Raw genomic sequence first — 14,188 nt, 5'->3', positions numbered from 1 at the left:
ACCGTGATGAACCTGATTCAACATGCCGATTCGCCACGGCATATCCGGCTTCACCCGCTGGATAACGTGGTCGTGGTGGTCAATGACCAGGGTGTGCCTGCCGGCACCCGATTCGATGATGGCCTGGAGACGGTCGATAACGTCCCCCAGAGCCACAAGATCAGCACTGTCGATCTGGGCGAAGGGGATCCTGTGATCCGCTACGGCCAGACCATCGGCTATGCCTTGCAACCGATCCCGCGCGGCAGTTGGGTCAGGGAAGACCTGCTGCGCATGCCGTCGGCGCCCGAGCTGGACAAGCTGCCGATGTCCGACGCGGTGCCGGAAAAAGAGGCGCCACTGGAAGGCTTCACCTTCGAGGGTTATCGCAATGCCGACGGCACCGTCGGCACCCGCAATATCCTCGGCATCACCACCACGGTGCAATGTGTGGCCGGCGTGCTGGGGCATGCGGTCAAGCGCATCCGCGATGAACTGCTGCCCAAGTACTCCAACGTCGACGACGTGATTGCCCTGACCCACACCTATGGCTGTGGCGTGGCGATCTCGGCGACCGACGCCTACATTCCGATCCGCACCGTGCGCAACCTGGCGCGCAACCCGAATCTGGGCGGCGAAGCACTGGTGATCAGCCTGGGCTGCGAGAAATTGCAGGCAGGGCAGGTGATGCACGAGAACGACCTGTCGGTCGACCTCAGCGATCAGTGGCAATACCGCTTGCAGGACGCCGGCAATGGCTTCAATGAAATGATCGAGCAGATCATGGAGCTGGCCGAAGTGCGCCTGAAAAAGCTCGACCAGCGCCGTCGCGAGACCGTGCCGGCGTCCGAGCTGATTCTGGGCATGCAGTGCGGCGGCAGCGATGCGTTTTCCGGCATCACCGCCAACCCGGCACTGGGCTACGCTTCCGATCTGCTGCTGCGTGCTGGCGCGACGGTGATGTTTTCCGAAGTCACCGAAGTGCGCGATGCCATCTACCTGCTCACTTCCCGGGCCGAAACCCAGGAAGTGGCCGAGGGCCTGGTGCGCGAAATGGACTGGTACGACCGTTACCTGGCCAAGGGCGAGGCGGATCGCAGCGCCAACACCACGCCGGGCAACAAGAAGGGCGGGCTGTCGAACATTGTCGAGAAATCCCTGGGGTCGATCGTCAAGTCCGGCAACAGCGCCATCAACGGTGTGGTCGGGCCAGGTGAGAGGGTCAGCCGTAAAGGCCTGATCTTCTGCGCCACGCCCGCCAGCGACTTCATCTGCGGCACGCTACAACTGGCGGCCGGCATGAACCTGCATGTCTTCACCACCGGTCGTGGCACGCCTTACGGGCTGGCCATGGCCCCGGTGGTCAAGGTCTCGACCCGTACCGAGCTGGCCCAGCGCTGGCCCGATCTGATCGATATCGATGCCGGGCGCATCGCCACCGGGCGTGCGAGCATCGAAGACCTGGGCTGGGAGCTGTTGCACTACTATCTGGACGTGGCCAGCGGCAAGAAGAAAACCTGGACCGAGCATTACCGTCTGCACAACGACCTGGCCCTGTTCAACCCGGCGCCAGTGACGTGAGGTAAAAACGCCCCATTTGCATGCGATATCTTGCGACCACCTCACCGGTGGTCGCATTGCTTTGAATCCCCCTGCGTTTTATCCGACTTCTCTGAACTTTCCTTGCCTTGCCGATCTCTTCTATTCAAGAGCGTCGTGTTGGCGCCTGGGCACACCGAAAGGTCAGGAGGTTTCAGATGCCTATGTCAGAAGCAGGACTGTGGGGAGCGCTACTGCTTGTTGTACTTATCATTCTGTCGGACTTGTGGGCTGTAATGAGGGTCCGCTCCAGCCACACCAGCGCCAGCAACAAGGCTATGTGGATCATCGGCATTGTCGCGGTGCCGATCGTCGGTGTGCTGGCCTGGATCGTCGCCGGACCACGGCATGTGTCGGGCCCGGCACGCTATTGATTCTGCAGCAGCATTCAGGACAGGGTGGCCGAGTGATGGGGATAATCCGTCAGGCGGTCACCAATCACCATTTCGCTGATCCAGTTGGTCAGCATCGCGCTGTAGATGCTCTGGCTGATGTCGCTGGACAGAGCATGGTCGGCGCCGTCCACCAGGCGGTACGTCAACGAATGAGCCAGCTCGAAAGCGCTGCGATAACTCATCAACGTTGCGTGCGGCACATAATCGTCCGTCTCTGATTCGACCAGCAGCACATCGCCCTTGAACGCCTTGCACGCCGCCAGTGCGCGGTTATCGGCAGCCGTGACCACCGAGCGGCGGTAATGCGCGAGCTTGTCGCGGTCCAGAGCCTGCTTGGGCATGTCCCAGTCGGCGTCCCAATACAGCGCAGGCACCCGCAAGGCCAGCCACTTGACCGGGCGCAGGCTGCTCAGAATCGTCGCCAGATACCCGCCGTAACTGCTACCGATCACTGCAATGGCTTCGGGGTCGACCGTCGGGTGGCTGACCAGACGGTCGTAGGCGGCCAGCAGGTCGTCCAGGCTGTGCTCGCGCGACACCGTGGCGCGCAGCTCTTCGGTGCGTTCATGGCCACGCAGGTCGAAGGTCAGGCATACACAGCCCAAACCGGTAATATTCTTGGCCCGCGCCAGATCGCGCTGCTGGCTGCCACCCCAACCGTGCACGAACAGAATGCCCGGCACTTTGGCGCTGGGGGTCAGAAGGGTGCCGGAGATCGAGTCGTGGCCAATGGCGATTTCAATGTCTTCACTGCTCACTGTCATAAGGCTGAACCTGAATGAGTTTACGGAGAAAGCCCAGTTGAGGGTCATCGCCCTCGTACAGCACCTGAGCATTGGAAGGGAGGGGCGCCGATTCGCCGTAGACCTCGTGGGTCGAGACGCGAATGCGTGACAGGCCGGGATCTTCGGCAAACGCCAGCAGCGCCTGGATTTCTGCCGCGCTGGCGCCACCGATACGCCACGACTGCTCCAGTACACCGGAGCACGTCTGACCCCGGGCATTCACGCCCTGGGCAATGTCGTAATTGCGCCGCGAGGCGATAAAGCCCGGCAGGCAGTCCAGAGCCGCCTGGTCATAGGCAATCGCTTGCTGCACGGCGCGGCGTACGGGCGCTTCCAGCGGCTGGTCGAGCAGCACCTCAAAGCCGCCGCACACAATCCACAGGCATGAGCCGCCATACACCGTGGCGCCCTGATGATCACGGGTCAGGCTCTGGGTGCCGTGATAGCTGGCCACGCAACCTGCAACCGAGACCTGGCCGACGCTGTAGGTGATGACATCCTGCAAATCTTCTTCGATCACCAGCCCCCAGCGCGCCACCTCGGCAAAGTCTTGTTCCGCCAGCGCTGCCGCCAGTTGTTCTGCATCACGGGCCACGATCTGCCCGCGCCCGGCGGTTGCACGTACCGGCTTGATGCGCACCGGGCCGTTCGCGAGCATCTGTTGCCCGGCCTGCTGTGCATCGGCTTCGCTGAACACACTGAAACCCGCCAGCACCGCGTCACCGGCCAGGCGATGAAAGGCCTCGGACCAGCCCGGCGGGCGCGCGCTGGCGTTCCTTGGCAAGGCGTGGGAAATGGCTTTGGTGGCCATGAACGGTTCACTGACCAGGCCGCCGAACAGGTCGTCGCTGCTGCGGATGTTCAGGTGTTCGTGTACCTGTGGGTCGACCAGCGTATCGGACGGCACGAAATACAAAGAGCGGCCCTTATGCAGCGACTCATCGAAGGTGCCGACGAACTCGCCGCCCAACAACTGCGCCAGTTGCCGGCCCAGTGCCTGATGCACGACCACTTCGTGTTGGCCGAGGATTTTTTCAGTGGGCAGTAAAACGACTTCAACATGACCACGACCTGATCCGCTCATAAGCTGACTCCTCGGCAATGCCTTGTTAACAGCCTGAAACCTTATGAGTTATGGAAGGCCAGGCCGTGCGCGCAGTTCCGGTGCACGGACAAGCGGTCGACCTGGACAGGGCGCTGCAATGGCTTTGCAACAGAGCAGTGGTTATATCCCCGGCATCGAAACCAACAGGGGGAGACACAACATGGCGACGATTACCAAATGGGCCTTGCAGATCATGGCGTTGGTGCTGCTGGCCTGGCTGGCCAGTGTGGCCGGGCAGTGGAGCAGTCAGGTCGTCAACGGCACCAGTAACGAGCGACTGGCGCAATTGGCGCCGCTACCTGAGCCCGTCATGGTGTCTGCTGCAAGAACGTCTTCTGATACTCAGGTGCGTTGAACGCGTTAAAAGACAGGCAAAAAAAATGGCTCACCGGGGGAGGTGAGCCAAGGGGATTCATCAAAGGAGTGGGGTAACTTTAAGGCCGTGAACGTGAAGAGGATGTGAAAGGGATGTGGACGAAACGAGAACGGATTCAGATTCCTGAAATAATCAGAACGCCAGCTTGAAGCCGATCAAACCCAGCATCACCGCCAGGCAGGGGCGCAGCAGGTTGTCGGAAACGCGCCCGGCCATATGGCTGCCCAGGTAGATACCCGGCAACGAACCCAACAACAGAAACCCGAGCAATTCCCAGTTCATATTGCCCATGCTGGCGTGGCCGATGCCGGCGACCAGTGTCAGCGGCACGGCGTGAGCGATTTCGGTGCCGACCAGACGGCGGGTCGGCAGCAACGGGTAAAGAATGAACAGCGCCACCGTGCCCAAGGCGCCTGCGCCAATCGAGGTCAGGGCGACCATGGTGCCCAGCACCACGCCGGTAATCACCGTGAGCAGGTTGAGGCTGGAGTCCTTGAACAGCGAATGGCCGTCGACACGGTTATGTGCGAAGGCCAGCAAACGGTTCTTGAACAGGATGGCCAGGGCGGTCAGCAACAGCACAAAGCCCAGCGCCTGCTTGATGATCGCATTGAGCGCATCGGGCGAGCTGTCCAGGCTGCTGAGAAAGCCTAACGTTACCAGCACCGCCGGCACACTGCCCAGGGTCAGCCAGCCGGTGATCTTCCAGTCGATGTTGTCGTTCTTTTTATGAACGTACACGCCACCGGCTTTGGTAATCGCCGCATACAGCAGGTCGGTGCCCACCGCTGTAGCCGGGTTGATGCCGAACCACAGCAGGATCGGGGTCATCAACGAGCCGCCACCGACGCCGGTCATCCCGACGATAAAACCGACCACAAGGCCGGCTACTACAAAACCCAAACCGCCCACATCCATTATCGAAGCCCTAAATCACAGTTATCTGTTGTCAGGTAAAAAGTGGCGGGCAGCATAGCGACTTATAGGCCTGACGGTTATGAAGATGCGATCTAAGGTTATAACCGTTTGTTTTTTTATCGCTAGGGTTCATAGACCATTGGCTATTCAAAAGTCGTTGTACGACGTCTGGTAACGTGCCAGAATTATTTTGAAACAAATTGTCTCGGGTCGCTATTCGACGCCTAGGCAATAGCCCGCCTTCTAAAAATAATTAAGGTGAACCATGAGAATAAAAGGCATCCGTTGGTGGATGGTCAGCCTGGTCACGGCTGGCCTGGTCGTTAACTATCTCGCTCGTAACACCTTGTCGGTCGCCGCGCCGACCCTGATGACCGACCTGTCGATCTCCACCGAGCAGTACGCGAAGATCGTCGCGGCCTGGCAGATCTGTTACGCCCTGATGCAGCCGGTGGCCGGCTGGTTCATCGACTTCATCGGCACCAAACTGGGCTTTGCCGTCTTCGCCATGGCCTGGTCGGTGGCTTGCGCCGGCGCCGCCCTGGCCACCGGCTGGCAAAGCATGGCATTCATGCGCGGCCTGCTGGGCATGACCGAAGCGGCTGGCTTGCCCGCTGGCGTCAAGGCCACCACCGAATGGTTTCCGGCCAAAGAGCGTTCGGTCGCCATCGGCTGGTTCAATATCGGTTCGTCACTGGGTGCCTTGCTGGCGCCGCCGCTGGTGGTCTGGGCGATTCTGCACAGTGGCTGGCAACTGGCGTTTCTGATCGTCGGGGCGTCGGGCATCGTCTGGACCCTGTTGTGGATGCTCTTGTACAAGCACCCCAAGGACCAGAAGTACCTCAGCAATGAAGAGCGCGACTACATCCTCAGCGGCCAGGAAGCGCACTTTCAGACCGCCAGACGTGAGAAGGGCGCCTGGAAGAAGATCTTCAAGGAACGCAACTTCTACGCGATTGCCTCGGCGCGCATTCTCTCCGAGCCGGCCTGGCAGACCTTCAACGCCTGGATCCCGCTGTACCTGATGACCGAGCGGCACATGAACATCAAAGAGGTAGCGATGTTCGCCTGGCTGCCGTTCCTGGCCGCCGACATCGGCTGCGTGCTGGGCGGCTACCTGAGCCCGTTCTTCCATAAGTATTTCAAGGTGTCGCTGTTCACCTCGCGCAAGATGGTGCTGGTCTTCGGTGCCAGTTGCATGATCGGTCCTGCCTGCATCGGTCTGGTCGAAAGCCCGTACACCGCGATTACGTTGCTGTGCATCGGCGGCTTTGCTCACCAGACGCTGTCGGGCGCGCTGTACTCGATCACCTCTGACTCGTTCAGCAAGGACCAGGTGGCCACCGCCACCGGCATGGGCGGCATGTTCGGCTATCTGGGGGCGGCCGTGTTCACCCTGATCTTCGGTATCCTGGTGACCAAGGTCGGCTACAGCCCGCTGTTCGTGGTGCTGGCGGCATTCGATCTGGTGGCGGCCGTGCTGGTCTGGAACCTGGCGCGAGAAGTGCGCAGCGAGCCGGTTCAGAAGATTGCAGGAACGGGTAACGAAGCACTAAGCCACTGAAGAAACGCTCTTGTAGGATTGAGCGCTAGCTCGCGAATGCTGACTTGTAGGAGGCAGCTCTGCTGGCGATTGAGCGCGAAGCGCTCACAGAAATCGTCGAAACGCTGCAAATCTACGACTGCTGCGCAGCCGATCGCGATGGTCCGGCATTCCGGCAGATCGGGACGCCGACCGGCCCCTCCTACATCCAATGTTTGCTGCGCGACAGCGCGGCGCCAAGGCGGCGGGTGATCTCCTACGGATTCGGCGCCAGGCGAAATATCGGCGAAAACCGGCTTAACTGATCAGCATTAGCCCATAGGACCGACCGGGCGGCGATCCGTCGGGCGGCGATCCGCTTTAGTCGGGAAGGGCGCGACACGGTGTCGTGTCCTTCGTCGGGGTGCCGAACCAGGCTAAAACCGCTCCTACGAGGTCTTGCGATAGGTCAGCAGCACAATCGCACCCACCACCACCGCGCCACCCAGCAACTGCATCGCGCTCAGGCTCTGGTTCAACAGGGCCCAGCCGAGGATCAGGGTGGCGATCGGTTCGATGTTCATCACCGGGGCGTTCTGCGCCATGTTCAGGCGCGGTACGCAGACGAACAACAAGGTGAAGGCCATGCCATACAGCACCACCAGGCTGGCCAGCGCCACCCAGCCGGTGCTGCTGCCCGGCATCGACAAGCCCGAAGGCATCACCCCGCTGGCGCCTGCCGCCAGCATGCTGACGAACACCACCAGCAAGGTCAGCAGGCTGCGCACCGGGCCGCGTACCGCAGCCAGTTTGTGGTCGGTGATCCACAGCGCACAGGCAAATACACAGGCGGCACAAAAGGCCAGGCTGACGCCGAGGGTCCAGTGCGGGTTGGACTCGCCGCTGGCGGCCAGCCGTGCCGGCACATCCAGCGCCAGCACCAGGCCGACCAGGATCATGCCCATCAGCAATGCGGTGCGCCGGGTCGGGCGCGGTCCGCCGAGGGCCCACGCCAGCAGCGCCAGAATGATCGGGAAGGTGTTGCCCACCAGCAACGCCAGCGCCACCGGAATCCGCGCCACCGCCGAGTACAGGCACAGGCTTTGCGTGGCGATCAGCAAGCCCAGCAGCAATTGCCAGCGCCAGGCACCCGCCGGCAGGCTCAGCGACTGGCGCTGCCACAACAACAGGCCGGCCAGCGCCAGCAAGGTAATCCCGGAGCGACACAAAATCGCCAGCAGTACGCCGGTGCTGTCATCGAAGGCAAAGCGCGCCGCAATATGGTTGCCGGCAAAGCAGCAGGCCAGCAGCGCCAGGATTGCCACGGCGATATGCCGAGGCAGGGGAAGGGGAGAAGCAGAGGGAACAGCCATGAGCACAAAATCCATTTGCAAAGAAAAGGCGGGCCATTGCGGCCCGCCTGTTGAGGTTGCCGCTGAACGTTACAGCACGACGCTAGGCAGCCACAGCGAAATGGCTGGAATGTAGGTCACCGCCATCAGTACCAGAAACAGCGCGGCATAGAACGGCAGCAGCGCCTTGACCGTCGACTCGATACTGACCTTGCCGATCGCCGAGCCGACAAACAACACCGCGCCCACCGGCGGTGTAATCAAGCCGATCCCCAGGTTGACCAGCATGATCATGCCGAACTGCACAGGGTCCACGCCGATACCGGTGATCACCGGCAGCAGGATCGGGGTCAGGATCAGGATCAGCGGCGCCATGTCCATCACCGTGCCCAACAGCAACAGCATGACGTTGATGCACATCAGGATCACATAGCGGTTGTCCGACAGGGTCAGGAACGCGGTGGTGATCTTCGCCGGGATCTGCATCAGGGTCATGACGTAGCCGAAACTGGCGGCAAAGCCGATCAGGATCATCACGATGGAGATGGTCCGTACCGTGCGGTGCATCAGTTTGGGCAGGTCACGCCACTTGTAGTCGCGGTAGATGAACATGGTCACGAAGAACGACCAGACCACGGCAATCGCTGCCGACTCGGTCGCGGTGAACACCCCGGACAGAATCCCGCCGAGGATGATGACCATGGCCATCAGGCCCCAGAGTGCGTCGGCGGCGATTTTCAGCGCCTGACGCAGCGGGATCACTTCACCTTTAGGGTAATTACGCTTCTTGGCGAAAATCAGGCACAAGCCCATCAGGATGGCGCTCATCAGCAGCCCCGGCATGACGCCGGCCATGAACAGCGAAGCGATGGACACCGTGCCGCCGGCGGCCAGCGAATAGAGCACGGAGTTATGGCTGGGTGGGGTCAGCAGCGCTTGTACCGAACCGCTGACGGTCACGGCCGTGGAGAAGTCGCGCGGGTAGCCCTTGCGCTCCATTTCCGGAATCAGCACCGAGCCGACCGAGGCCGTGTCAGCCACCGACGAGCCGGAAATCGCGCCAAAAAAGGTCGATGCGACGATGTTGACCAGCGACAAGCCGCCACGTACGAAGCCCACCAGTACGCCGGCAAATGCCACCAGTCGTCGCGACATGCCGCCTTCGGCCATGATCGCCCCGGCCAGCACGAAGAACGGAATGGCCAGTAGCGAGAATTTGTTAACACCGCTGGCGACCTGAATCAGCATCGCCTGTAACGGAATATCGATCCACCAGGCACCGATCAGCGCAGAAAGCCCCAACGCATAGGCGACCGGCATGCCGATCAGGATGAGCAGGATGAAACTGCCCAAAAGAATCAAGGCATCCATTTATGCGGCCCCTTCGTTTTCTTCGATGTGGTCAAAGCGCACGACCTTGCGATGGCTTTGATCGCCCAGAATGAGTTTTTCCAGCACAAAGCTCAGCGTCAGCAGGCCGCCAATCGGGATGGGCGCATAGGTCATGCCGACCCGCACACCCGGCAATGAGGCCAGGAACTGGTTCCAGGTGGTGATGCACAACTTGGCGCCGTACCAGGTCATGTACACGCACACCGCAATCATCAAAAATTGCACCAGCACGGCAAACGCCTTGCGCAGTGGCTCAGGCATACGGTCGGTGGCCATCGACACGGCCATGTGCGCACCGGCCCGGTAACTGGCCGCCGCACCGATAAAGCAGAACACCATCATCAACAGAATCGCGACCGGCTCCGGCCAGCTGGAGCCGGTGCCCAGCACGTAGCGGGCAAAAATGCCCCACGGAATGATCAGCGTCATGGTCAGGATCGACAGGCCCGCAATCCAGATGCAGCTGCTGTACAACACATCGTTCAGACGCAGAAAGAACGTTTTCATAGGCACATCCAAGGCTGCAGGGCGGTGGGGGCCGCGCCTGCAGAGGTCATCCGGGAGAGGGAAACGGGTATTACTGGACTGCTGCGATGCGTTTCATCAGGTCGGCGTACGGCGCGCCGTATTTGTCACGTACCGACTGGGTGGCGTCGAAGAAGGGCTTCTTGTCGACGGTGATGAACTCGACACCGGCCGCCTTGAGTTTCTCTTCGCTGGCCGCTGACTTGGCGTCCCACAGCACGCGCTCTTCCATCTGCGCTTCACGGGCAACTTTCTTGACCAGCGCCTGTTGCTCTGGGGTGAGCTTGTTCCAGGTGGACTTGGAGATCACCACCGGCTCCGGCAGGATCAAGTGACCGGTCAGCGTGTAGTACTTGGCGCTCTGGAAGTGGTTATGTTCCAGCAGGGTCGGCGGGTTGTTTTCCGCACCGTCGATCACGCCGGTCTGCAGGGCGCTGAAGATCTCGCCGGTGTCCATCGCGATGCCGTTGCCGCCCATGGCGTTCATCATGTCGATGAACAGCGGGTTGCCCTGCACACGGATTTTCATGCCCTTGAGGTCTTCGATCTTGCGCACCGGCTTCTTGGTGTAGAGGTTGCGCGTGCCGCCGTCCATCCACGCCAGGGCCACCAGGTTGAAGTCCGAGTTGGTGATCTTGTCGAGGATTTCCTGGCCGATCTCGCCATCGATGATCTTGCGCATGTGCTCGTGGTCGCGGAACACGAACGGCATGTTGAACACGTTCACGTCCGGCACCACAGGGCCGACGATACCGAGGCTGACGCGGGCCATCTGCACAGCGCCGATCTGCACTTGTTCGACGACTTCTTTCTCGGAGCCGAGCACGCCGCCGGCGAACATCTTGAAAGTGATCTTGCCGTCGGTGTCCTTGACGAGTTTCTTGCCCATGTTCTCTTCAGCCACCACGGTCGGGTAGCCGGCCGGGTGGATTTCGGCGAACTTGATCTCCAGCGCCGAAGCGGTCGAAGACAAGCTAATCGCCAACGGAAGAACGGCAAGGAGCAACTTGCGTTTGAAGGTCATGATGAAACTCCGTGTTGTTATTATGTTGTTTCGTTGTGAGGCGTTTACAGCAGGATCAGTCAAAGGGGCCGGAGGCGACGAACGCGCCGCCCTGATACACCCTGGCCGGGTCATCCTCCGCCGGTTGCGGCTGGGCCTCGACGGCGGCGCTGAATTGTTCTGAAGAATCCTTGGGCGCGTAACCCAGGTGCGCGGCGTAGCGGTTGTCCCACCAGACGGTCGGGTTGGCCGAGGCGCCATAGACCACGGTGTGGCCGACGTTGGCGGTGAACAGCCCGCGCTCGATCAACTGGGTCAGGTCGTCATAGCTCAGCCAGGTGCTGAGCATCCGCCGGTTGTTCGGCTCCGGGAACGAGGAGCCGATGCGCAGGCTGACGGTCTCGATGCCGTAGCGGTCGAAATAGAAGCTGGCCATGTCTTCGCCGTAGCATTTGGACAAGCCATAGTAGCTGTCAGGACGACGCGGCGAACGGGCGTCGATCTGTTCGTCCTGTTTATAGAAACCGATGGTGTGGTTGGAGCTGGCGAAGATCACCCGCTTGACCCCGTGTTTGCGCGCCGCTTCATAGATATGAAACACGCCGCAGATGTTCGGGCCGAGGATGTCCTCAAAGGAATGTTCGGTCGATACGCCACCAAAGTGGACGATGGCATCGACGCCGGCGACCAGCTCATGCACTGCGGCCTTGTCGGCCAGGTCGCACTGCACGACTTCTTCGTGCGGGCCGGTGGCGGGGTCCATCGGGCTGATATCTGAAAGGCGCAGGATCGTGGCGCTGCCTTTGAGGCGTTCGCGAAGAACCTTGCCCAGGCCGCCTGCTGCACCGGTGAGCAGCAGGCGATTGAAAGGTGTTGTGGTCATGGCCAGCTCTGCTCGTTGTTATGGTTGTTGTGCGTTATGTGTTGTCGTATGACTTGGGCGATTATCGACAGCTGTTTTGCTGCTTGTCAATTCGCCCAGAGTCGTACGTGAATCAACTTTGCCGGGGCTTTGTTACAGAATCGACAACGGGTAGTTGAAGATCAGCCGGTTCTCGTCAAATTCGTTGGTGCTGAAGTCGCGACGAATGGTCGAGTTACGCCACTTGATGTTGAGGCTCTTGAAGGTGCCGCTCTGAATGACGTACGCCAATTCCGATTCGCGTACCCATTCCTTGCCATCGGTGACTGCGCCGCTGCGCACATCATGGCCGCTGATATAACGGTTCATCAGGGTCAGCCCAGGCACGCCCAGGGCGACGAAGTTGTAGTCATGACGCACTTGCCAGGAGCGCTCTTCAGCGTTGTCGAAGCTGGCGTTATAGCTGTCGTTGGCCAGGGTGCCGCCGCTGGTGCCGTTGACGCGCATCCAGGTGTCGCCGTTGACCCTCTGCAGGCCGACATAGAATGTGCTGCCACCGAACTTGGCCGAGAACATGCCCGACCAGGTTTTGTTGTCCAGGCGCCCGGCGCGTCGTGAGCCGTCGTCTTCGCCCTGGAAATAGCCCAGGTTGGCACCCAGGGTCCAGTCGCCGATCGGCTGGCTGTGGGTCAGTTGCAGGTACTGCTGCTCGTAAACGTCCTTGAGCACCGCGTTCCACAGGCCGACCATCGTGCGGTTCTGGTTAAAGGTGTATTCGCCACCGACAAAATTGAAGCGGTCCGACAGGCCGCCGCCGTAGCTCATGTCTTCCATGCTCGCGTCATTGCGCGGGCTGTTGGCGCGGAACTGACCGCCGTAGAGCGTCAGGCCGTCGATTTCTTTCGAGGTGATCTGCCCGCCGCGCAGGGTTTGCGGCAGCGAGCGACCATCGTCGGCGCGCAGGATCGGCAGCACCGGCATCCATTCGCCGATTTTCAGCTCGGTCTTGGAAAACCGGGCCTTGCCGGCCACACCCAGCCGGCCATAGTCATCGGCCGGACGGCCGTCGCTGTGGCGCGGCAGCAGGGCGGTGCCATAAGTGCCGCCACCGCCATCGAGCTTGAGCGAGTACAGCCCCAGTACATCCACACCGAACCCGACCGTGCCCTCGGTAAAGCCGGAGCGGGCATCGAGGATAAAGCTCTGGGTCCATTCCTCGGCCTTGCTCTGCGCGTTGTTGGGGTCGACGAAGTTACGGTTGATGTAGAAGTTGCGCAGGCCCAGCGTGGCCTTGGTATCGTCGACGAAACCTGCGGCGACACCGACGCCAGGCAGGCTGCCGATGACACCGGCGCTGATCAGGGCAAAAGGAAGGGTTTGGCGGATTTTCATTATTGTTGTGCTTCCGTTCTGGATGAGACAGTCCATCTGCCAGGCACGCGCAGCGCGTGGCAGGAGGGGGATAAAACAGGTGTGCGCAAACAAACAGGCAGGCTGCTAGTTGCTCTTTAAAGAGCCCGCTGCACTGAAGTTACTGGCCGGGGAAGAAAGACAACAATAATGCCGCGCACAGGGGCGCGTAGTAGATGAAGGCGACATAGTTAGACTCACTCATTGTTGTTTTTGTTGTGCGTTATCGTATGACTGCGTGGATTATTAACAACGGCTGGAGATATTGTCAACGCACAACGGCCGCGACTTTAGTCGCAGACGGGCAACAGTGGATTACGCATACCTTCGAACATGAACCGGGTGGCCATCCGCACGCTTTCGCGGTGCGCCTGAATATCCGGTGTGGCACTGCTGGTCAGACGCAGCAGTTGCAGGTGTGAATAATCGTTGAGCATGAACGCCGCCTGCGCCACATCCAGATCGGGCCTTAGTTTGCCAGCGCTCTGCAGGTCGCGCAGCACAGTGGCGATTTCCGCCTGCAAGGCACTGTTGAGCTGACGGTAGGCTTCCGGCAACTCGGTACCGCCGGTCAGAATCAGCGGCAGCAGTTCCTTCCACAACGCCGCCGGCAGCACTTCAAGGCTATAGCCCACCAGCAGGCTTTCCAGGTGGCAGAGCGCATCGACCGGGTCATCGAAATAGCACACATGCTCGCTCAGATCGCGAATCGCACGTTGGTCGGCCTCGCGGATCATCTCCAGAATGATTTCCTGCTTGCTGCCGAAATACTTGAACACCGTCGGCGCTGAAACCCCCGCCACCTTGGCGATCTGCTCGATGGTGGTGGCCTGAAATCCCTGGCTCTGGAACAGCTCAATGGCCGCTTTGGCGATAGCCTGGCGACGCTGTTCCTTTTGATGTTCCCGCAATCCGCTCACGTGCACTCCTGAATCCTGACCTTGAGCCAAATGATAGGCGTACGC

General features: G+C 60.6%; 14 protein-coding genes. 4 read left to right on the top strand and 10 right to left on the bottom strand.

Annotated features, from left to right (window positions below; genetic code table 11):
- The first annotated feature begins 6 nt into the window (after window positions 1-6).
- Both garD and ACYP2A_RS26195 read left to right on the top strand, forming a co-directional pair.
- On the top strand, window positions 7-1,560 hold the full coding sequence (gene garD / locus ACYP2A_RS26200) for a galactarate dehydratase (protein WP_459748842.1): 1,554 nt from the start codon (window positions 7-9) through the stop codon (window positions 1,558-1,560).
- A gap of 176 nt (window positions 1,561-1,736) precedes the next feature.
- Window positions 1,737-1,952, top strand: a complete 216-nt coding sequence (locus ACYP2A_RS26195) for a PLD nuclease N-terminal domain-containing protein (protein WP_459748841.1) — start codon at window positions 1,737-1,739, stop codon at window positions 1,950-1,952.
- Between the two features lie 14 nt (window positions 1,953-1,966).
- Here ACYP2A_RS26195 and ACYP2A_RS26190 read toward each other — a convergent pair whose 3' ends face one another.
- On the bottom strand, window positions 1,967-2,737 hold the full coding sequence (locus tag ACYP2A_RS26190) for an alpha/beta hydrolase family protein (RefSeq protein WP_459748840.1): 771 nt from the start codon (window positions 2,735-2,737) through the stop codon (window positions 1,967-1,969).
- Window positions 2,721-3,842: a DUF3182 family protein gene (locus ACYP2A_RS26185; protein ID WP_459748839.1), complete on the bottom strand. Its 1,122-nt coding sequence runs from the start codon at window positions 3,840-3,842 to the stop codon at window positions 2,721-2,723. Before ACYP2A_RS26185 ends, ACYP2A_RS26190 begins: the two co-directional genes overlap by 17 nt.
- 181 nt (window positions 3,843-4,023) lie before the next feature.
- On the opposite strand from ACYP2A_RS26185, the gene ACYP2A_RS26180 reads away from it, so the two are divergent.
- On the top strand, window positions 4,024-4,218 hold the full coding sequence (locus ACYP2A_RS26180; RefSeq protein WP_459748838.1) for a hypothetical protein: 195 nt from the start codon (window positions 4,024-4,026) through the stop codon (window positions 4,216-4,218).
- Window positions 4,219-4,371: 153 nt separating this feature from the next.
- Here the strand turns inward: ACYP2A_RS26180 and ACYP2A_RS26175 are convergent, their stop codons facing one another.
- A complete protein-coding gene (locus ACYP2A_RS26175; protein ID WP_459748837.1) occupies window positions 4,372-5,157 on the bottom strand; it encodes a sulfite exporter TauE/SafE family protein in 786 nt (261 codons plus the stop codon).
- A 265-nt stretch (window positions 5,158-5,422) separates the two neighbouring features.
- Between ACYP2A_RS26175 and ACYP2A_RS26170 the strand changes: the two genes are divergently transcribed.
- Complete coding sequence (locus ACYP2A_RS26170; protein WP_459748836.1) at window positions 5,423-6,721, top strand: MFS transporter; 1,299 nt, start codon at window positions 5,423-5,425, stop codon at window positions 6,719-6,721.
- Between the two features lie 407 nt (window positions 6,722-7,128).
- Here the strand turns inward: ACYP2A_RS26170 and ACYP2A_RS26165 are convergent, their stop codons facing one another.
- The 7 genes from ACYP2A_RS26165 to ACYP2A_RS26135 form a co-directional block, all read right to left on the bottom strand.
- Entirely contained in the window at window positions 7,129-8,052 is a 924-nt protein-coding gene (locus ACYP2A_RS26165; RefSeq protein WP_459748835.1) for an EamA family transporter, read from the bottom strand.
- A 69-nt stretch (window positions 8,053-8,121) separates the two neighbouring features.
- On the bottom strand, window positions 8,122-9,402 hold the full coding sequence (locus ACYP2A_RS26160) for a TRAP transporter large permease (protein WP_459748834.1): 1,281 nt from the start codon (window positions 9,400-9,402) through the stop codon (window positions 8,122-8,124).
- A complete protein-coding gene (locus ACYP2A_RS26155; protein ID WP_459748833.1) occupies window positions 9,403-9,930 on the bottom strand; it encodes a TRAP transporter small permease in 528 nt (175 codons plus the stop codon).
- Between the two features lie 70 nt (window positions 9,931-10,000).
- A complete protein-coding gene (locus ACYP2A_RS26150) occupies window positions 10,001-10,972 on the bottom strand; it encodes a TRAP transporter substrate-binding protein (protein ID WP_459748832.1) in 972 nt (323 codons plus the stop codon).
- 55 nt (window positions 10,973-11,027) lie between these two features.
- Complete coding sequence (locus ACYP2A_RS26145; RefSeq protein WP_459748831.1) at window positions 11,028-11,834, bottom strand: NAD-dependent epimerase/dehydratase family protein; 807 nt, start codon at window positions 11,832-11,834, stop codon at window positions 11,028-11,030.
- Window positions 11,835-11,966: 132 nt separating this feature from the next.
- Complete coding sequence (locus ACYP2A_RS26140; protein WP_459748830.1) at window positions 11,967-13,205, bottom strand: OprD family porin; 1,239 nt, start codon at window positions 13,203-13,205, stop codon at window positions 11,967-11,969.
- A gap of 308 nt (window positions 13,206-13,513) precedes the next feature.
- Window positions 13,514-14,143 (bottom strand): TetR/AcrR family transcriptional regulator, encoded by a 630-nt coding sequence (locus tag ACYP2A_RS26135; protein WP_459748829.1) that lies wholly within the window; start codon window positions 14,141-14,143, stop codon window positions 13,514-13,516.
- Window positions 14,144-14,188: the final 45 nt, after the last annotated feature.

The organism is Pseudomonas sp. 3A(2025), assembly GCF_054589175.1.
The sequence above is the reverse complement of the archived record's forward strand: the minus strand, read 5'-3'. Positions and strand labels throughout refer to the sequence as shown.

What these genes read in the sequence shown, in the direction of transcription:
- garD (WP_459748842.1), top strand. Translation starts at nt 7, where the DNA reads ATGAACCTGATTCAACATGCCGATTCGCCACGGCATATCCGGCTTCAC.
- ACYP2A_RS26195 (WP_459748841.1), top strand. Translation starts at nt 1,737, where the DNA reads ATGCCTATGTCAGAAGCAGGACTGTGGGGAGCGCTACTGCTTGTTGTA.
- ACYP2A_RS26190 (WP_459748840.1), bottom strand. Translation starts at nt 2,737, where the DNA reads ATGACAGTGAGCAGTGAAGACATTGAAATCGCCATTGGCCACGACTCG.
- ACYP2A_RS26185 (WP_459748839.1), bottom strand. Translation starts at nt 3,842, where the DNA reads ATGAGCGGATCAGGTCGTGGTCATGTTGAAGTCGTTTTACTGCCCACT.
- ACYP2A_RS26180 (WP_459748838.1), top strand. Translation starts at nt 4,024, where the DNA reads ATGGCGACGATTACCAAATGGGCCTTGCAGATCATGGCGTTGGTGCTG.
- ACYP2A_RS26175 (WP_459748837.1), bottom strand. Translation starts at nt 5,157, where the DNA reads ATGGATGTGGGCGGTTTGGGTTTTGTAGTAGCCGGCCTTGTGGTCGGT.
- ACYP2A_RS26170 (WP_459748836.1), top strand. Translation starts at nt 5,423, where the DNA reads ATGAGAATAAAAGGCATCCGTTGGTGGATGGTCAGCCTGGTCACGGCT.
- ACYP2A_RS26165 (WP_459748835.1), bottom strand. Translation starts at nt 8,052, where the DNA reads ATGGCTGTTCCCTCTGCTTCTCCCCTTCCCCTGCCTCGGCATATCGCC.
- ACYP2A_RS26160 (WP_459748834.1), bottom strand. Translation starts at nt 9,402, where the DNA reads ATGGATGCCTTGATTCTTTTGGGCAGTTTCATCCTGCTCATCCTGATC.
- ACYP2A_RS26155 (WP_459748833.1), bottom strand. Translation starts at nt 9,930, where the DNA reads ATGAAAACGTTCTTTCTGCGTCTGAACGATGTGTTGTACAGCAGCTGC.
- ACYP2A_RS26150 (WP_459748832.1), bottom strand. Translation starts at nt 10,972, where the DNA reads ATGACCTTCAAACGCAAGTTGCTCCTTGCCGTTCTTCCGTTGGCGATT.
- ACYP2A_RS26145 (WP_459748831.1), bottom strand. Translation starts at nt 11,834, where the DNA reads ATGACCACAACACCTTTCAATCGCCTGCTGCTCACCGGTGCAGCAGGC.
- ACYP2A_RS26140 (WP_459748830.1), bottom strand. Translation starts at nt 13,205, where the DNA reads ATGAAAATCCGCCAAACCCTTCCTTTTGCCCTGATCAGCGCCGGTGTC.